This is a genomic window from Dactylosporangium sp. NPDC051485, from assembly GCF_040682015.1.
Taxonomy (GTDB): Bacteria; Actinomycetota; Actinomycetes; order Mycobacteriales; family Micromonosporaceae; genus Dactylosporangium.
Window position 1 is genome coordinate 60,376 of sequence record NZ_JBFAZW010000044.1, and the last position, 17,478, is coordinate 77,853.

Sequence of the window (17,478 nt, forward strand, 5' to 3'; positions counted from 1 at the left end):
GGTGGCGGGATCGGGGAAGGACGGGACCGAACTACAGATGTCGGTAGACGTCTTCCAGCGACAGCCCTGTCGCCAGCATCAGGCACTGCACCTGGTACAGCAGCTGGGAGATCTCCTCCGCGGTGCGCTGCGGGCCCTCGTGCTCGGCCGCCATCCAGCTCTCGGCGGCCTCCTCGACGACCTTCTTGCCGATGAAATGCACGCCCTTCTCCAGCGCCGCGACGGTGCCGGATCCGGGGGTGCCTGCCGCCGCCTTGGCGCTCAGCTCGGCGAACAGCTCGTCGAAGGTCTTCACGGGCACGAATTCTTGCAGCTGTGCACCGGGAAACGGAATCCGGTTACTGACAGGCGTGTCGCGCCTCACCCCATCGTGACGGCCACGGTGGTACCGCCCGGTGGCCGACTGCGACGTGCGGCGCGCCCTTCGGTTTGCCGGTTCGATCGCCTGGTTACCCTGTGCGTCGTGGATACGGAGCCGAAGTACACCGACGAAGAGTGGGGCCTGCTGGTCGGCCTCCCGCAGTCCGTCCTGATCGCGGCCTCCCAGGCCGAGGCCGACGGCAGCCGCCGCACCCGCGAGGAGTGGACGGCCGGCATGACCACGATCGCCGATGGCCGCGGCGCCTCCAGCCCGCTGGTCAAGCTGGTCGCCGAGGAGGTCGTCGCGCGCCAGGGCGACGTGACCCACGGCGACGAGCCCCCGGTCATCGAGTTCCCCGACCGCGAGGCCGGCCTGGCCGACGTCATCTCGCGCGCCCGCGCCGCCCACGAGCTGCTGGCCGCCAAGGCCGAGCCGGCCGACGCCGCGGCCTACCGCTACTGGCTGGTCACCCTGGCCGAGCAGGTGGTCGGCGCCGCGAGCACCGGCGGCATCCTGGGCATCGGCGGCGAGCAGGTGACCCCGGCCGAGCGCTCCTTCCGCGACAACCTGGCCGCCGCCCTGGAGGTCTGACCGCCTCGCACGGCAGTGCCGGACGGGTTCGGCACTGCCGTGGACCGAACCCGTCCGGCGAATTCAGGACTTGGCGACCAGCCGCAGGGCCACCGCGGCGTCCAGCGCCGCCAGCGCCGCCGCGTAGCCCTTGTCCTCGCTCGAGTCCTCGAACCCCGCCCGGGAGCGAGCCTGGTCGTAGTTGTCCACCGTGAGCACGCCGTGGGCGACGGGCGTGCTCTCGTCCAGGGCGACCCGGGTCAGGCCGTCGGTCACGGACTGGCAGACGTACTCGAAGTGGGCCGTGTCGCCGCGGATCACCACGCCCAGCGCGACCACCGCGTCGAAGCGATGGGCCAGGGCCTGGGCCAGGACCGGCAGCTCCACCGCGCCGTCCACCCGCGCCACCGTGATGTGGTCGACGTTGGACGCCTCGCCCGCCTCGATGGCGCGGCTCAGCATGTGGTCGACCAACTCGCCGTGCCACCTCGTGGCGACGATGCCCAGCGTCAGTCCCGTGCCGTCCACCCGTTGCAGGACGGGCGCCCCACTACCAGCCATTACGCAAGTCCCTCCGCGACCTCGTCGAGCTCGTCCAGCAGGTGCCCCATGCGGTCCCGCTTGGTGCGCAGGTAGCGCACGTTCTCCGGGTGCGGCCGGGTCGGCAGGGGCACACGACCCAGCACGGACAGACCGTACCCCTCCAGACCCGCCCGCTTTGCCGGGTTGTTGGTGAGCAGTCGCATCGTTTTGATGCCGAGGTCGACGAGGATCTGGGCGCCGGTGCCGTAGTCGCGGGCGTCGGCGGGAAGGCCGAGGTCGAGGTTGGCGTCGACGGTGTCCCGGCCGAGGTCCTGCAGCTGGTACGCCTGCAGCTTGTGGATCAGGCCGATGCCCCGCCCCTCGTGGCCCCGCATGTAGAGGACCACGCCGCGGCCCTCGGCGGCGACCATCTTCAGCGAGGCGTCCAGCTGGGGGCCGCAGTCGCAGCGCACCGAGCTGAAGACGTCGCCGGTGAGGCACTCGGAGTGCACCCGGACGAGGACGTCCTCGCCGTCGCCGAGGTCGCCGTAGACCAGCGCGATGTGCTCGCCGTTGCCGTACTGCTGGGTGTACCCGACGGCCCGGAACACCCCGTGCTCGGTGGGCAGCCGGGTCTCGGCCACCCGGTCGACCTGCTGCTCGGTGCGGCGGCGGTACGCGATGAGGTCGGCGATGCTGACCAGCGCCAGGCCGTGCTCGGCGGCGAAGGCGCGCAGGTCGGGCAGGCGCATCATCGTGCCGTCGTCGTTGACCATCTCGCACAGCACGCCCGCGGGGCGCAGCCCGGCGAGGGTGGCCAGGTCCACGGCGGCCTCGGTGTGGCCGGCCCGGCGCAGCACGCCGCCGTCCCGGGCCCGCAGCGGCACGATGTGGCCCGGCCGCGAGAGGTCGTGCGGCTGCGTGTCGGGCGAGGAGAGCAGCCCGATGGTGCGGGCCCGGTCGGCGGCGGAGATCCCGGTGGTACCGCCGAACCGCGCGTCGACCGTGACGGTGTACGCGGTGCCGCGCCGGTCCTCGTTCGTGCGGTACATCGGCGGGAGGTCCAGCCGGTCGGCCTCGGCCTCGGTGATCGGCACGCAGATGTACCCGGACGTGTAGCGCACCATGAACGCGACCAGCTCCGGCGTGGCGTACTCGGCCGCGAAGATCAGGTCGCCCTCGTTCTCGCGGTCCTCGTCGTCGACCACGATGACCGCCCGGCCGGCGGCGATGTCCTTGATCGCCCGCTCGATCGGGTCGAGGCCGGTGTCCTGCGCGGTCAGGCCGGCACCTCCGCTACCCTCCGGACCGCTCATCGGGCGGCCTTCCCGAGCAGCTTCTCCACGTACTTCGCCATGATGTCGACCTCCAGGTTGACCCGCCCGCCGACGCCCTTGGCGCCGAGCGTCGTGAGCTTGAGCGTGGTCGGGATCAGCCCGACCGAGAACGTGTCGTCGGTGACGCTGACGACGGTCAGCGAGATCCCGTCGACGGTGATGGAGCCCTTCTCGACCACGTACCGCCCGAGCCCCTCCGGCAGCGCGAACGTGACCGTCTCCCACTGATCGCCGGCCTCCCGGGCCAGGATCGTGCCGACCCCGTCCACGTGGCCCTGCACGATGTGCCCGCCGAGCCGGGTGGCCACGGTCGCGGCCCGCTCCAGGTTCACCGCCGATCCGGGGGTCAGCGCGCCCAGCGTCGAGCGCACGAGCGTCTCCCCCATCACGTCGGCGGTGAACACCCCGTCGGCGTTGTCGACCACGGTCAGGCAGACCCCGTTGACCGCGATCGAGTCGCCGTGGGCGGCGTCGGAGGTCACGGTCGCGCCACGGATGGCGAGCCGGGCGGAGTCGCCCAGCGGGTCGATCGCGACGACCGTGCCGAGCTCTTCGATGATGCCGGTGAACATTGGTCACGCACCTTTCACTGTGGCCGTCAGGCGCACGTCGGGCCCGATCCGGGCCAGGTCGACAACGTCGAGCGTCAGGGCCTCGGCGATGCTGGAAATACCCGCGAAGCCCAGCGCGGCCGGGCCCGCGCCGAGCAGCTTGGGCGCGAGGTAGGCGACCACCCTGTCGACCAGCCCCTCGGCCAGGAACGCGCCCGCCAGCGTGGGGCCGCCCTCCAGCAGCGCCACGCGCACCCCGCGGGCGTAGAGCTCGCGGAGCATGGCGGGCAGGTCCACCCGCCCGCCCTCGCCCGGCGCCGCGACCCAGGTCGGTGCCGAACGATCAGAAACCCTGGAGCCCGCATCGGTACCGCGGGAGCCTCCGACGACGACGCGCAGCGGCTGCCGGGCGGCCGGCTCGCCCTCCGGCGAGCGCACGGTGAGCTGCGGATCGTCGGCCCGCACGGTGCCGGCGCCGGCGATGATGGCATCGACGCCGGCCCGCAGCCGGTGCACGTCGGCCCGGGCGGCCGGCGACGTGATCCACTTGCTGGTGCCGTCGGCGGCGGCCGAGCGCCCGTCGAGCGTGGCCGCGAACTTCCAGATGACGTAAGGGGTGCCCCGGGAAACGGCGGTGAGCCAGCCCTCCATCGCCTCGTGGGCCGACTCGTGCAGTACCGAACCCATGTCGACGACGACCCCGGCGGACCGCAACGTGCCGGCCCCGCCCGCGGCGACCGGGTTGGGGTCGCGGACGCCGGCCACGACGCGTGCCACCCCCGCCGCCACCAGGGCCCGCGAGCACGGCCCGGTGCGGCCCGTGTGGTCGCAGGGCTCCAGCGTGACGTAGGCGGTGGCCCCGCGGGCGAGCGCGCCGGCCTGTTCCAGCGCCCGGACCTCGGCGTGCGGCCCGCCGGCCGGCGCGGTGCGGCCCTCGCCGGCGATCCGCCCGTCCGGGGTGACGACAACGCACCCGACGTTGGGGTTGGGGCTGGTCTCGCCGAGGCTCAGGCGCGCCAGCTCGATGGCGCGTCGCATGAACGTCTCGTCGTCTGCCATGGCCCTCTCCCGCGTGGTCTGTGATCACACGCGGGGGGACGCCACGGAAACCCCCAAACGGGGACAGCGCGGCAGCCCACCGGAACCACCCGCCAGGCGGACGGCACCGGATCCCGCGCGCTGAACTCCCATCCGGACTTTGACCGTCGGCCCTGGACTCACACCAGGTCCACCGGCCGATGGCTTCGACCGGGTCGCGGGCTCCCGGCCCGTGGATGGGCCGATTACCGCCGGTTCGGAATTTCACCGAGCCCCGCCAGCGCGTGGTGGGTACGTACTTCCGAGTCTTGCACAGAACCGGCGGTCCTTACCCGGCTCGGACCGGGATGTGCGTCACAACTCCACGGCGCTGCGCCGGTCGACCGCCACGTAGTTGCCGTTGTGCTTCTTGGCCACCTTCTTCATCTCGGTGGCGATCGCGATGATCTCCCGCGGGTCGGTGAACTTCCCGCTCTCGGGCGTGCCGATGGCCACCCCGATCGACAGGGTGACCAGGTAGGGCCGCTGGACCTCGCCGGCCCGGGAGACGATCTCGATGTACCCGCGCTCGGCGTCCACCGGGTCGTAGAGCGCGTCGGCGGCGGTCTGGAACTCCAGGATGGCCTTGGTGGTGAGCTCCTTGAGCTGCTCCGGCGCGCACACGACGAGGAAGTCGTCGCCGCCGATGTGCCCCAGGAACGCCGGGGGCAGCCCGACCTCGACCACGGCCCGGTGCAGCGCCCGGGCGAGCGCGATGATGAACTCGTCGCCGCGGGCGAACCCGTACACGTCGTTGACCGGCTTGAACCGGTCGATGTCGACGTGCGATACGGCGAAGTCGCTGCCGGCCCGGGCCCGGTCGGTGATCTCCCGCAGGATGCGCGTGTTGCCGGGCAGCCCGGTGAGCGGCGAGACCTCCCGGTTCTCCTGGTTGCGCCGCAGCGTCGAGCGCACCCGGGCCACCAGCTCCAGGGTGTCGAACGGCTTGACCAGGTAGTCGTCGGCCCCGGCCTGCAGCCCGATCACCTTGTCGGCGGTCTGCCCGCGCGCGGTCAGCAGGATCACCGGCATGGACGCGGTCATCGGGTCGGCCCGCAGCCGCCGGGTCAGCTCCAGCCCGTCCAGCTGCGGCATCATCCAGTCGACCACGGCCAGCGCGGGCTGGTGCTCCTGGATCAGCGCGAGCGCGGTCGCCCCGTCGTGCGCCAGCAGCGTGTCGAAGCCCTCGAGGTTGAGATTGACCTCGATGAACCGGGCGATGTCCGCATCGTCGTCGACCACGAGAATGACATCGCGTTCGCCCACAGCCGCCCCGTCCGCTCGGATCCGCCATCTTGCCGTTGGACGGTACCGCGCTCAGCCGCTCCCGGCGATGCCCCGCGGCTCGCGTTGTTCACCTCTTGCCCGGCGACACCCCGCGGGCTCGCGGTCGTGCGGCTGCAGCCCGGCGTTGCCCCGCAGCTCGCGGCAGTACAGCTGCAGCCCGGGCGTCGCCTCGGGACTCGCGACGGTGCGGCCGTAGCCCCACGTTGCCCCGAGACCGCGGCAGTACCGCACTCGCGGCGGCTCAGCTGTTGCCGACGATGCCCCGCAGCTTGCGGACCGCCGCCGCCGGGTCCGCGGCGCCGTACACGGCGGTGCCGGCCACGAACGTGTCGGCCCCCGCCTCGGCGCAGGCCTCGATGGTGTCCTCGGCCACCCCGCCGTCGACCTCGATCCGCAGCTCGAGATGCCCGGCGTCGACGTGCCGCCGGGCGGTGCGGACCTTCTCCAGCAGCTCGGGGATGAACGCCTGCCCGCCGAAGCCCGCCTTGATCGTCATGATCAGCAGCAGGTCGAAGTGCGGCAGCAGCTCCAGGTACCCCTCCACGGGGGTGTCCCGGTCGATGGCCAGCCCGGCCCGGCTCCCGGCCGCCCGCAGGTCCTTGGCCACCGCCACGGGGTCGGTGGCCGCCTCGGCGTGGAACGTCACGTTGTACGCCCCCGCCTCCGCATACCCGGGCGCCCAGCGCGCCGGATCGGCGATCATGAGGTGGCAGTCGAACGGCAGCGTGGTCGCCTTGCGCAGGCTCTGCACCACCGGCAGCCCGATCGTGAGGTTGGGCACGAAGTGGTAGTCCATGACGTCCACGTGCAACCAGTCCGCCGCTCCCTCCACGGCCTGGGCCGCGTCGGCCAGGCGGGCGAAGTCGGCGGCGAGGATTGAAGGCGCGATCACGTTGTCCGGCACAGCCGTGATGCTATAGGCCCTCGCCCGCCGCCGCGCCGCCTGCACCGTACTGCGCCGTTTCGGCCGTTGTGCCGGCAATCCCGCCCCGTGCCCGCCTCCGGTTCTCCGGCTCCCGCGACGGCTACGCGGTGCGGCACAGCAGGGCGACGAACATGGCGTCCTTGCCGTGCCGCCGCCCCGTGCCCCCTCCGGCTCTCCGGCTGCTACGCGGTGCGGCGCAGGAGGGCGATGAACATGGCGTCCGTGCCGTGCCGGTGCGGCCACAGCTGCACGGTCGGTCCGGTGCCCACCTCCGGCAGCGTCGAGGGCAGGTACGGCCGGGCATCCATCAGGTCGACCTCGATCGCCGAGCGCCGCGCCGCCTCGGTCACCGACACCGAGGTCTCGGCCTGGTGCGGCGAGCAGGTGACGTACGCCACAACGCCGCCCGGACGCACCGCCCGGAACGCCGCCTGCAGCAGCTCCCGCTGCAACCGGGTCAGCGGCGGCAGGTCGGACGGCTGCCGCCGCCACCGCGCCTCGGGCCGGCGCCGCAGGGCGCCCAGCCCCGTGCACGGGGCGTCGACCAGCACCCGGTCGAAGCCGCCTTCCGGGAGGTCCTGGTCCTTGCCCACGTCCCGCCCGTCGGCGTTGATCGTGTAGACCGGCAGGCCCGTCGTGGCCTGGGCGACCAGCGCCGCCCGGTGGTGGGCGACCTCGACCGCGGTGACGTGGGCGCCCCGCTGCGCCGCGAGGGCGCCGAGCAGGCCCGCCTTGCCGCCCGGGCCGGCGCACAGGTCCAGCCAGCGCCCGTCGGGGCCGTCCAGCGCGGCGTCGGCCAGGACGGCGGCCACGAGCTGGCTGCCCTCGTCCTGCACATGGGCCCGGCCGTCGCGGATCGCCGGGATCGAGGCCGGGTCGCCGCCGCCGGTCAGGACCACCGTGTAGGGCGAGTAGCGCCCGACGGTGGCCCCGCGCAGGGAGGCGGCCAGGTCGGCCGGGGTGATCAGGCCGGGGCGGGCGCACAGGTGCACCGGCGGCGGCAGGTTGTCGGCGTCCAGGGCCAGCTCGGCCTCGTCGAGGGAGCCGAGGGCGTCGGCGAAGGCGTTGACGATCCACTGCGGGTGGGCGTGCGCCAGCGCGGCCCGGGCCACCGGCTCGGTCGAGCCGGGCGGGGCCAGCCGCTCCAGCCAGGCGGCGCGGTCGGACTCGCCGACCCGGCGCAGTACCGCATTGGCGAACCCGGCTGCCCCGGGCACCAGGGACCGCACGAGGTCCACCGTGGTGGCCACGGCGGCGTGCGCTCCCACCCGCATGTGCAGCAGCTGGTACGCCCCGATGCGCAGCGCGTCGCGCACCGGCGGGTCGATGCGGTCCATCGCCCGGTCGGCGGCCGCGGCCACGATGGCGTCGAGGGTGCCGGTCTGGCGCAGGGTGCCGTACGTCAGCTCGGTCGCGAACGCCGCGTCGCGCCCGGACACGCCGGTCTCGCGCAGCAGCCTCGGCAGCACCAGGTTGGCGTAGGCGTCGTCGCGGTGCACGGCGGCGACGGCCTCGTAGGCCGCCTCCCGGGCCGGGTCGATCGCCGGACGGCCCCCGCGCGGCGGCCGCGCGAGACGGTCGTCGCGGCCCCCGGCCGGCCGCGCGCCCGGACCGCGCCGAGGCGCAGAGCGCATCAAGACACGCGCTCCCCGGACTCGACGCGTGCGCCGCGGGCCCAGGCATCGGCCGGCATCGCCTTCTTGCCCGGGGCGGTGACCTGGCCCAGCACGGCGGGCACGGTGCCGGTGCCGACGAGCACCCGGTTGCGCTCGACCACCAGCTCGCCCGGCTCCGGCGTCGGCGAGCCGCCGATGACGGTCGCCGCGGTGAGCGGGGTGACCGGCCCGAGCTTGAGCCGCTCGCCCCGGAACGTCGTCCACGCGCCCGGCGCCGGGGTGCACGCCCGGATCCGCCGGTCGACCGCGAACGCCGGATCGGCCCAGCGCACCTCGGCGTCCTCCACGGTCACCTTGGGGGCGGTCGTGATGCCTTCGTGCGGCTGCGGTACCGCGGAAATCTCCCCCGAAGCGATCCCGTCCAGGACCCGGACCAGCAGCTCGGCCCCCGTGTGGGAGAGGCGCTCCAGCAGCTCGCCGGAGGTGTCGCGCGGGCCGACCGGCTCGGTCAGCGTGCCGAACACCGGGCCGGTGTCCAGGCCCTCCTCGAGCAGGAACACGCTCGCCCCGGTGATCTCGTCGCCGTGCAGGACGGCGTGCTGCACGGGCGCGGCGCCCCGCCAGGCGGGCAGCAGCGAGAAGTGCAGGTTCACCCAGCCGAAGCGCGGGATGTCGAGGGCGACCCGCGGTACCAGTGCGCCGTAGGCCACCACCGGGGCACAGTCCGGCTCCAGGGCGCGCAGCCGCTCCAGGAACTCCGGGTCCCGCGGCTTGGCCGGGGTGAGCACGGGGATGCCGCGCTCGGCGGCCCAGGCGCTCACCGGCGAGGGCACGAGCTGCCGCCCGCGGCCGGCCGGCGCGTCGGGCCGGGAGACGACCGCCACGAGCTCGTGCCCGGAGGCGGCGATGGCGTCGAGGGAGGGCAGCGCCACGGAGGGCGTGCCCGCGAAGACCAGCCTCAAAGGATCAGCCTCACCGAATGCCGAACAGCCCGTGCGGGCTCGCCTTGACCACCGGGGGCGCGTCGGGGTTGTACCACTCCGCCGCCCGGATCTCCTTCATCGCCTGCTTGCGCCGGTCGGCATCGAGCCGGTCCACGAACAGCACGCCGTCGAGGTGGTCGGTCTCGTGCTGCGCGCAGCGCGCCATCAGCCCGGTGCCGACGATCTGGATCGGGTCGCCGTGCTGGTTGAAGCCCTTGGCGATGACGTTCTGGCGGCGCTTCGTGTCGACGTACACCCCGGGGATGGACAGGCAGCCCTCGGGCCCGTCCTGCTCCTCCTCGTCGGGGAACTCGAGCACCGGGTTCACCAGGTGCCCGACGACGTCGTCCACGTCGAAGGTGAACACCCGCAGCCCGACGCCGATCTGGGGGGCGGCGAGCCCGGTGCCGTTCTGCTGGCGCATGGTGTCGAGCAGGTCGCTCACCAGCTTGCGCAGCTCCTTGTCGAAGTCGGCGACCGCGTCGGCGGGCGTGCGCAGCACAGGGTCGCCGAACAGGCGGACGGACTGGACGGTCAAGCGGCACCTCGATTGTGATCCGATTCTGGTTGTTCAAGTCTAGGCTAGTGCCGATACCGCAGACGTCGACCGGGTTGGCCGGGCGTTTGCGGTTCCTCGTCCGCCGGTGCGGTCGAGCGACTCCCCGCAGGTGGCGGGGCGGGCCTCGCACGCCAGTACGACACCCGGTGGCCCTCAGCCGTCCCGGCCGACGTTTCCGGACACAGGCATTAGCTTTGATGCGTGTCTGACACGCCTCGCGTCTCGTTGCGGTCGCTGCTGCCGTACCTGCGTGATCATCGGGGCACCCTCGTCGTCGTGGGCGTCCTCTCCCTGCTCGGTTCGGTCACCACCCTTGCCCAGCCGCTGCTCACCCGGCGGGTGCTCGACGGCCTGCAGGCCTCAGAGCCGATCGCCCGGACCGTTGCCCTGCTCGTCGTGGTCCTGGCCGCCGTGGCCCTGGTCAACGCGGTGCGTGACTACCTGCTGCAGCGCACCGCCGAGGGCCTGGTCCTCACCTCCCGCCGGCGGCTGACCCGCCACCTGCTGCGGCTGCCGATCGCCGAGTACGACCAGCGGCGCACCGGCGACCTGCTCTCCCGGGTCGGCGCGGACACCACCCTGCTGCGGGCGGTGGTCACCTCCGGGCTGTTCGAGACCGTCACCGGCGCCGTCATGGTGGTCGGCGCGGCGGTGGCGATGATCCTGCTCGACCCCGTCCTGTTCCTCACCGCCGGCGCCGGGCTCGCCCTGGGCCTGTCCGTCGCCGTGCTGTTCTCCCGCCGGGTGCGGCCCGCCTCGGAGGCGGCCCAGGCCCGCATCGGCGAGATGACCAGCGCCGTCGAGCGCGCGCTGTCGGCCGCCCGCACGATCCGGGCCAGCAACGCCGAGGACCGCGAGATCGCCGCCGTCGAGGGCAGCGCCGAGGAGGCCTACCGGGCCGGCGTGCGCATCGCCCGGCTGCAGGCCCTCGTCGGGCCGGCCAGCACGGCCGCCATCCAGGGCGCGTTCCTGCTCCTGCTGGGCGTCGGGGGCGCGCGGGTGGCCAGCGGCACGATCACGGTCGGCGAGCTCATCGCCTTCGTGCTGTACCTCTTCTTCCTCGTCATGCCGCTGGGCCAGGCCCTGCACGCGTACACGCAGCTGCAGACCGGACTGGGGGCCCTGCAACGGATGGAAGAGATCCTGACGGTACCGCTGGACGTCGACGCCGGCACCGGCGCGCCGGTGGGCGGGCCGGCCGCGGTGGCCTTCGACGGGGTCACCTTCGGCTACGCCGCCGCCCCCGTCCCGGTGGTGTCCGACGTCACATTCACCGTCCCGTACGGCACCCGCACCGCCCTGGTCGGCCCGTCCGGCGCCGGCAAGTCCACGCTGCTGCAGCTCGTCGAGCGCTTCTACGACGTGACCGCCGGGGCCGTGCGGGTGGCCGGCGTCGACGTGCGCGACCTGCCCCGCCAGGCGCTGCGGGCCCAGCTCGGGTACGTCGAGCAGGAGGCCCCCGTCCTGGCCGGCACCCTGCGGGAGAACCTCCGCCTGACCGTCCCCGCCGCCACCGACGCCCAGATGCTGGCGGTGCTGGACGCGGTGAACCTCACCGACATCGTCGTGCGCACCCCGCAGGGGCTGGACGCCCAGGTCGGCGAGGGCGGCGTGCTGCTGTCCGGCGGCGAGCGCCAGCGCCTGGCCATCGCCCGCACCCTGCTGGCCGCCCCGCCGATCCTGCTGCTCGACGAGCCGACGTCCAACCTCGACGCCCGCAACGAGGTGGCCCTGCGCGAGGCCATCGACACCGTCGCCCGCGACCGCACGATGATCGTGGTCGCCCATCGTCTGTCCACGGTGGTCGACGCCGACCAGATCGTGGTGCTCGAGGCCGGCCGGGTCGCCGCCGTGGGGCGCCACGAGGAGCTGCTGGAGGTGAGCCCGCTGTACCGCGAGCTGGCCACGAACCAGCTGCTGGTCGCGTGACGCCCGCCTGGGTTGTGGCCGGCCCGCCCGGCGCCGGCAAGTCCACGGTCGCGGCGCTGCTGCTGCGCCTGCTCTCCCCCACGCCGGCGCTGCTGGACAAGGACACCATGTACGGCGAGTTCGTCACCGCGACGCTCGCCGCGGCCGGCCGGCCCGCGGGCGAGCGCGAGGGCCCGTGGTACGACGTCCACGTCAAGCCGCACGAGTACGCCGGCATGGCCGCCACGGCCCGCGAGATCCGGTCCCACGGCTGCCCGGTGCTGCTGTCGGGCCCGTTCACCGGCCAGATCTCCGACGCGGCGCGCTGGGCGGCGTTCGTGGGCGCGCTGGGCGGCGACCCGGTGCGGCTGGTGTGGGTGCGTTCGGACCCCGAGACGCTGCGGGCGCGGCTGCTGGCCCGCGGCTCGTACCGGGACGGGCAGAAGCTGGCCCGGTGGGCGGAGTTCCTGGCCGCCATCCCGCCGGACCGCCCGCCGGCCGTGCCGCACGTGGAGGTCGACAACCGCAACGGCGCCCCGCCGCTGCTCAAGACCCTGCAGGCGGCCCTCACCCCGTGATGCCAGTTCCGCCCCAGAAGCGAAGAACTCGACAGCGCCTCAGATCAGGTCGAGAGGGTCGATCTGCAGGCGCACCGGGTCGGCCGCCTTGCGCACCGACCGGGCGCCCGCCGCCGCCTTCAGGGACAGCGCCAGCGCCTTGCCGGCCGAGCGGGCGGTCCGCACCAGCATCCGCTCCTGCCCCTCCGCCGCCGGCACCGGTCCCAGGATCTCCGCCCCCGGCGGCAGCTCGGCCAGCGCCAGCAGCTCCGCCACCGCCGTTGGCGCCCCCGTCAGGGCGGCGATGCGCACCGCGGGCGGGAAGCCCAGCTCGCGCCGGTCGGCCAGCTCGCGGGCGGCCAGCCAGCCCGGGTCGAAGCGCAGGAGGGCCTGCACGGCGACGAGGGCGCCGTCGGCCACCACCACGACCGGGGCGCCCGGGCGGGCCAGGGCGGCGGCGGCGAACCACCGGCGCAGGGCCTCTTCAGTGCCGCGCAGGTCGGCGCGGGTGAGGAGGGCCCAGGTGTCCAGGAGCAATACGGCGCCGTAGCCGCCGTCGGCCAGGGGCTCGGCGCCGGGGGTGGAGACGACGAGGGCGGGCTCCCGCGGTACCGCGGCGAGGATCTCGTCGCGGCCCGAGGTGCGCACGACGGTGCCGGGGAAGGCGCGGGCCAGCTCCTCCGCCGTGCGCCGGGCGCCCACGACGGCGGCGCGCAGGCGGCGGCCCCCGCACTCCGGGCAGGCGTGGCCGGCGGCGGGGCGGCCGCACCAGCGGCAGGAGGGCACGCCGTCGGCGGCGGGCAGGGCGAGGGGCCCGGAGCAGTGGGCGCAGCGGGCCGGGGTGTAGCAGTCGGCGCAGGCCACCGAGGGCAGGTAGCCGCGGCGGGGCACCTGGATGAGCACCGGGGCGCCACCGGCCAGGGCCTCGCGGGCGGCGCGCCAGGCCACCGAGGGCAGGCGGGCGGCGGCCGCCTGCGGGTCGCGGGCGTGCTCGCGCTCGCCGACGGTGACCACGCGGGGCATGCGCCGGCGCAGCTCGTCCCGGCCGGCGCCGACCTCGATGGCCCAGCCGGTCTCGACGAGCTGCTGCGCCTCCGCCGTGCGCCCGAAGCCCCCCACGATCGCCGCGCATCGCTCCTGCTCGGCGCGGGCCAGCAGGACCTGCCGCGCGTGCGGGTACGGGGCGCGCGGCTCGCTGTGCAGGTCGTCGCCGTCGTCCCAGATCGCGACGAGGCCGAGATCGGCGACCGGGGCGAAGGCGGCGGCCCTCGTGCCGATCACGACCTTGGCGGTACCGCGGGATGCCGCCAGGAACCGCCGGTAGCGCTCGGCGGGCCCGGCCGCGGCCGACAGCGCGACGTGCCGCCCCGGCCCGCCGAGCGTGCGCAGCAGGGCGGCGTCGAGCCGGTCGAGGTCCCGCGCGTCGGCCACCACGATGAGTGACCCGCGGCCGGCGGCGAGGCCGATCGCGGCCGCCTCGGCGAGCCGGGCCGGCCAGTCCTCGCCGGGCAGCGCCGTCCACACGGCCCGTGGCATCCGCCCGTCGCGCAGCGCCCGCAGCAGCGCCGCCCCGGCGGTGTAGTGCCCCCAGGCGTCCGGGTCGACGTCCGGGATGCCGGGCCCGTCGGCGGGCGGGGGCGCCTCGGCCGCCTCGACCTTGGCGTGCCGCGGCGGCACGGCGAGGCGCAGCACGTCGGACAGGGTGCCCGCGTAGCGGTCGGCGATCTCCCGGGCCAGGCGGGCGACCTGCGGGGTGAGCACCGGCTCCGGCGAGATCGCGCGCTCGAGGAACAGCAGCTTGCCCTCGTGCGTGGACTCGGCCTCCCGGGCGAGGACGAAGCCGTCGATCACCTGGCCGGCGAAGCGGACCTTCACCCGCGAGCCGGGCACCGCCGTGTCGGCCGCGGCGTGCGGGACGAGATAGTCGAACGGGCGGTCCAGGTGCGGCAGGGGGCTTTCGACGCACACCCGGGCGATCGGGTTTTGCTCGGCGGCGCGTTTCGGCGGGGGCGCCGATCGGGCCGCGCGGGCCCGGCCGCCGGCATTTCCGGCAATGCGCTCGGCGGCCGCCTTCGGCTTGAGGTCCGACTCCGGGAAGAGCGCCGGCTCAATAGACTCTGGCCGATCTGAGGGACTTTCGGAAAATGACGCTGGCCGATCATTCCGGGGTGCGGACTGATCGGCCAAGGTCGGCAGGCGGGGGCGGGCGTCAGGCGCCGGCGGCGGACTTCAGCTCGGCCGTGCGGGTCGCCTGCTCCCAGGTGAAGCCGGGCAGCTCGCGGCCGAAGTGGCCATAGGCGGCCGTCTGCTGGTAGACCGGCTTGAGCAGGTCGAGGTCGCGGATGATCGCGGCCGGGCGCAGGTCGAAGACCTCGTTGATGGCCTTCTCGATGCGCTCGACCGGCACGTTCTCGGTGCCGAAGGTCTCGACGAACAGGGAGACCGGGTGGGCCTTGCCGATGGCGTAGGCGACCTGGACCTCGCAGCGGTCGGCCAGGCCGGCGGCCACGACGTTCTTGGCGACCCAGCGCATGGCGTAGGCGGCCGAGCGGTCCACCTTGGACGGGTCCTTGCCGGAGAAGGCGCCGCCGCCGTGGCGGGCGTAGCCGCCGTAGGTGTCGACGATGATCTTGCGGCCGGTCAGGCCGGCGTCGCCCATCGGGCCGCCGATCTCGAAGCGGCCGGTCGGGTTGACCAGCAGGCGGTAGCCGTCGGTCTCCAGGCCCAGGCCCTCCAGCTCGGGCCCGATGACGTGCTCGCGGACGTCCGGGGTGAGCAGGGAGTCCAGGGAGATGTCGGGCGCGTGCTGGCTGGACACCACGACGGTGTGCAGGCGAACCGGGCGCAGGCCGTCATACTCGATGGTGACCTGGGTCTTGCCGTCGGGCCGCAGGTAGGGGATCGTGCCGTCCTTGCGCACCGCGGAGAGGCGGCGGGCCAGCCGGTGGGCCAGCGCGATCGGCAGCGGCATGAGCTCCGGCGTCTCGTTGCACGCGAAGCCGAACATCATGCCCTGGTCGCCGGCGCCCTGCAGGTCCAGCGCGTCGCCGGCACCCTCGCGGGCCTCCAGCGCGGCGTCCACGCCCTGGGCGATGTCGGGCGACTGGGAGCCGATCGACACGCTCACGCCGCACGACGCGCCGTCGAAACCCTTCTTCGACGAGTCGTAGCCGATGCCGAGGATGGTCTCCCGCACGATCTTGGCGATGTCGGCATACGCGGTCGTCGTCACCTCGCCGGCGACGTGAACCTGACCGGTGGTGATCAGCGTCTCCACGGCCACCCGGCTGCGCGAGTCCTGCCGAAGGAGCGCGTCGAGCACGCCGTCGCTGATCTGATCGGCGATCTTGTCGGGGTGACCTTCGGTGACCGACTCTGACGTGAACAGGCGGCGGGCCAAGGTTGCTCCTCAAGTGGTTGCGACGATCGACAAAGAAGTTTGGCCAGAGTGTACGGCTTGACGGCCCACCGCCAAGTGAGGGCTCTGTCGCATTTCCGGCCCGCCGGAACCGATCGCGTCGCTGCGACCAGCCGAACGATCAGGCAAAACGTTCGACGACCCGATCCAAAATCCTATCAGCCAGATCGTCTTTGGACAGTTCGGGCAATGTATATCGGATGCCATCGGCACCGAGAATCACTGCCTGGTTGTGCTCGGCCCCGAAGGTCTTGTCCACGCCCACCTCGTTGACCACGATCAGGTCGGCCCGCTTGCGCAGCAGCTTCTCCTGACCGGCGGCCACGGCCCGCTCCAGGTCGGTGGTCTCGGCCGCGAACGCGACGAGCACCTGACCCGCGGGCTTGGCCGCACCCAGCTCGGCGGCGATGTCCGGGTTGGTGACCAGCTCCAGGGTGGGCGCCACCCCGTCCACCTTTTTGATTTTACTGGCCGCGAACTCGGCCGGCCGGAAGTCGGCGGGTGCGGCCGCCATAATCACGGCGTCGGCGGCGGAGGCGGCGGCCAGCACGGCCTGCCGCAGCTGCTCGGTGGTCTCGACCCGCACCAGGTCGGCGCCGGCGGGGTCGGGCAGGCCCACGTTGGCCGCGATGAGCGTGACCTTGGCCCCGCGAGCGACGGCGGCCCGGGCGATCGCGTAGCCCTGCTTGCCCGACGAGCGGTTGCCGATGAACCGCACCGGGTCGATGGGCTCGCGCGTGCCGCCGGCGGTGACCACGACGTGCCGTCCGGCGAGATCAGGGGCCGTATTCGCGCCGCGCCGCAGCAGCCGGACCGCCGCGGCGAAGATCTCGGCGGGCTCGGGCAGGCGCCCCTTGCCGGTGTCGGCGCCGGTAAGGCGGCCGACCGCGGGCTCCAGCACGACGATGCCGCGCGAGCGCAGGAGCGCGACGTTGGCCTGGGTGGCCGGGTGCTCCCACATCTCGGTGTGCATCGCCGGGGCGAAGAGCATCGGGCAGCGGGCGGTCAGCAGCACGTTGGTGAGCAGGTCGTCGGCGAGCCCGGTGGCGGCCCGGGCGAGCAGGTCGGCGGTGGCGGGCGCAACGACGACGAGGTCGGCCTCCCGCCCGAGGCGCACGTGCGGCACCTCGTGGGCGTCGGTCCACACGCCGGTGCTGACCGGCTGGCCCGACAGGGCCGCCCAGGTGGCCTCGCCGACGAAGGAGAGGGCGGCCGCGGTGGGGACGACCCGCACCCGGTGGCCCGACTCCGTCAGCTGCCGCAGCAGCTCGCAGGCCTTGTAGGCGGCAATGCCGCCGGCCACGCCGAGCACGACCCGAGGTCGTGACCCGGCGGACCGGTCAGGCGTCGTCTCGCTCAGGGCGTCTCTTCGATGCGCTCGGCGGTCAGCAGACCGCCGTTGATCTCACGCAGGGCGATGGAGAGCGGCTTCTCCTGCGGCGTGGTCTCCACGAGCGGGCCCACGTATTCGAGGAGCCCCTCGCCCAGCTGGCTGTAGTAGGCATTGACCTGACGGGCACGCTTCGCCGCGAAAATCACCAGGGCGTACTTCGACGTCGTCTTCTCGAGCAGCTCGTCGATCGGCGGATTGGTGATCCCCTGCGGGTCTGCCACGGTTCCGGCCACGGATGCAACCTCAACACTCTCTGGTAAACAAGCACTGCGCAATTGACAGCTCACGAACCGGTCAACCTTACCAGAGCTGCAACAACGCCGACGACCGGGAACGCCGACGCGGGCCCCACGACCGGGAACGCGCGGCGGGGTGGTGTTGGAAAACGGACGCGGGGACCGCAGGCGCGGGCAC

General features: G+C 73.8%; 17 protein-coding genes and 1 riboswitch. Of the genes, 3 read left to right on the forward strand and 14 right to left on the reverse strand.

What is annotated here, in order from left to right:
* Positions 1–31: 31 nt before the first annotated feature.
* The gene (locus AB0M46_RS24705) at positions 32–301 is read right to left on the reverse strand and encodes a phosphoribosyl-ATP diphosphatase (RefSeq protein WP_363339359.1); all 270 of its coding nucleotides are present in this window, start codon (positions 299–301) and stop codon (positions 32–34) included.
* A gap of 162 nt (positions 302–463) precedes the next feature.
* On the opposite strand from AB0M46_RS24705, the gene AB0M46_RS24710 reads away from it, so the two are divergent.
* Positions 464–952 carry a hypothetical protein gene (locus tag AB0M46_RS24710; RefSeq protein WP_363339361.1) on the forward strand — a complete coding sequence of 163 codons (489 nt, stop codon included), beginning with the start codon at positions 464–466 and terminating at the stop codon, positions 950–952.
* Positions 953–1,015: 63 nt separating this feature from the next.
* Here AB0M46_RS24710 and ribH read toward each other — a convergent pair whose 3' ends face one another.
* The 9 genes from ribH to def all read right to left on the reverse strand — a co-directional run bounded on the left by ribH (position 1,016) and on the right by def (position 9,767).
* Complete coding sequence (gene ribH, locus AB0M46_RS24715) at positions 1,016–1,492, reverse strand: 6,7-dimethyl-8-ribityllumazine synthase (RefSeq protein WP_344620413.1); 477 nt, start codon at positions 1,490–1,492, stop codon at positions 1,016–1,018.
* On the reverse strand, positions 1,492–2,769 hold the full coding sequence (locus tag AB0M46_RS24720; protein ID WP_363339363.1) for a bifunctional 3,4-dihydroxy-2-butanone-4-phosphate synthase/GTP cyclohydrolase II: 1,278 nt from the start codon (positions 2,767–2,769) through the stop codon (positions 1,492–1,494). Before AB0M46_RS24720 ends, ribH begins: the two co-directional genes overlap by 1 nt.
* Complete coding sequence (locus AB0M46_RS24725; protein ID WP_363339365.1) at positions 2,766–3,362, reverse strand: riboflavin synthase; 597 nt, start codon at positions 3,360–3,362, stop codon at positions 2,766–2,768. The genes AB0M46_RS24720 and AB0M46_RS24725 overlap by 4 nt, the downstream gene beginning before the upstream one ends.
* 3 nt (positions 3,363–3,365) lie before the next feature.
* The gene (gene ribD / locus AB0M46_RS24730) at positions 3,366–4,400 is read right to left on the reverse strand and encodes a bifunctional diaminohydroxyphosphoribosylaminopyrimidine deaminase/5-amino-6-(5-phosphoribosylamino)uracil reductase RibD (protein ID WP_363339367.1); all 1,035 of its coding nucleotides are present in this window, start codon (positions 4,398–4,400) and stop codon (positions 3,366–3,368) included.
* 115 nt (positions 4,401–4,515) lie between these two features.
* Positions 4,516–4,665: riboswitch (FMN riboswitch) on the reverse strand.
* Positions 4,666–4,733: 68 nt separating this feature from the next.
* A complete protein-coding gene (locus tag AB0M46_RS24735; protein WP_363339369.1) occupies positions 4,734–5,684 on the reverse strand; it encodes a response regulator in 951 nt (316 codons plus the stop codon).
* Positions 5,685–5,946: 262 nt separating this feature from the next.
* The gene (rpe, locus tag AB0M46_RS24740; RefSeq protein WP_363339393.1) at positions 5,947–6,618 is read right to left on the reverse strand and encodes a ribulose-phosphate 3-epimerase; all 672 of its coding nucleotides are present in this window, start codon (positions 6,616–6,618) and stop codon (positions 5,947–5,949) included.
* Positions 6,619–6,812: 194 nt separating this feature from the next.
* Entirely contained in the window at positions 6,813–8,264 is a 1,452-nt protein-coding gene (locus AB0M46_RS24745) for an RsmB/NOP family class I SAM-dependent RNA methyltransferase (RefSeq protein ID WP_363339371.1), read from the reverse strand.
* Positions 8,264–9,208: a methionyl-tRNA formyltransferase gene (fmt, locus tag AB0M46_RS24750; RefSeq protein ID WP_363339373.1), complete on the reverse strand. Its 945-nt coding sequence runs from the start codon at positions 9,206–9,208 to the stop codon at positions 8,264–8,266. The genes AB0M46_RS24745 and fmt overlap by 1 nt, the downstream gene beginning before the upstream one ends.
* A gap of 10 nt (positions 9,209–9,218) precedes the next feature.
* Positions 9,219–9,767 carry a peptide deformylase gene (gene def, locus AB0M46_RS24755; RefSeq protein WP_363339375.1) on the reverse strand — a complete coding sequence of 183 codons (549 nt, stop codon included), beginning with the start codon at positions 9,765–9,767 and terminating at the stop codon, positions 9,219–9,221.
* Between the two features lie 222 nt (positions 9,768–9,989).
* Here def and AB0M46_RS24760 point away from each other — a divergent pair, with 222 nt between their 5' ends.
* Together AB0M46_RS24760 and AB0M46_RS24765 are read left to right on the forward strand one after the other, a co-directional pair.
* Positions 9,990–11,717 (forward strand): ABC transporter ATP-binding protein, encoded by a 1,728-nt coding sequence (locus tag AB0M46_RS24760; protein ID WP_363339377.1) that lies wholly within the window; start codon positions 9,990–9,992, stop codon positions 11,715–11,717.
* Positions 11,714–12,274, forward strand: coding sequence for an AAA family ATPase (locus tag AB0M46_RS24765; protein ID WP_363339379.1), 561 nt, complete (start codon positions 11,714–11,716; stop codon positions 12,272–12,274). Before AB0M46_RS24760 ends, AB0M46_RS24765 begins: the two co-directional genes overlap by 4 nt.
* A gap of 39 nt (positions 12,275–12,313) precedes the next feature.
* Here AB0M46_RS24765 and AB0M46_RS24770 read toward each other — a convergent pair whose 3' ends face one another.
* The 4 genes from AB0M46_RS24770 to rpoZ all read right to left on the reverse strand — a co-directional run bounded on the left by AB0M46_RS24770 (position 12,314) and on the right by rpoZ (position 17,297).
* A complete protein-coding gene (locus AB0M46_RS24770) occupies positions 12,314–14,221 on the reverse strand; it encodes a primosomal protein N' (protein ID WP_363339381.1) in 1,908 nt (635 codons plus the stop codon).
* 241 nt (positions 14,222–14,462) lie between these two features.
* The gene (metK, locus tag AB0M46_RS24775; protein ID WP_363339383.1) at positions 14,463–15,653 is read right to left on the reverse strand and encodes a methionine adenosyltransferase; all 1,191 of its coding nucleotides are present in this window, start codon (positions 15,651–15,653) and stop codon (positions 14,463–14,465) included.
* A 139-nt stretch (positions 15,654–15,792) separates the two neighbouring features.
* Positions 15,793–17,031, reverse strand: coding sequence for a bifunctional phosphopantothenoylcysteine decarboxylase/phosphopantothenate--cysteine ligase CoaBC (gene coaBC, locus AB0M46_RS24780; RefSeq protein ID WP_363339395.1), 1,239 nt, complete (start codon positions 17,029–17,031; stop codon positions 15,793–15,795).
* The gene (gene rpoZ / locus AB0M46_RS24785; RefSeq protein WP_363339385.1) at positions 17,028–17,297 is read right to left on the reverse strand and encodes a DNA-directed RNA polymerase subunit omega; all 270 of its coding nucleotides are present in this window, start codon (positions 17,295–17,297) and stop codon (positions 17,028–17,030) included. Before rpoZ ends, coaBC begins: the two co-directional genes overlap by 4 nt.
* Positions 17,298–17,478 lie beyond the last annotated feature (181 nt).

What these genes read in the sequence shown, in the direction of transcription:
- ribH (WP_344620413.1), bottom strand. Translation starts at nt 1,492, where the DNA reads ATGGCTGGTAGTGGGGCGCCCGTCCTGCAACGGGTGGACGGCACGGGA.
- AB0M46_RS24720 (WP_363339363.1), bottom strand. Translation starts at nt 2,769, where the DNA reads ATGAGCGGTCCGGAGGGTAGCGGAGGTGCCGGCCTGACCGCGCAGGAC.
- AB0M46_RS24725 (WP_363339365.1), bottom strand. Translation starts at nt 3,362, where the DNA reads ATGTTCACCGGCATCATCGAAGAGCTCGGCACGGTCGTCGCGATCGAC.
- ribD (WP_363339367.1), bottom strand. Translation starts at nt 4,400, where the DNA reads ATGGCAGACGACGAGACGTTCATGCGACGCGCCATCGAGCTGGCGCGC.
- AB0M46_RS24745 (WP_363339371.1), bottom strand. Translation starts at nt 8,264, where the DNA reads ATGCGCTCTGCGCCTCGGCGCGGTCCGGGCGCGCGGCCGGCCGGGGGC.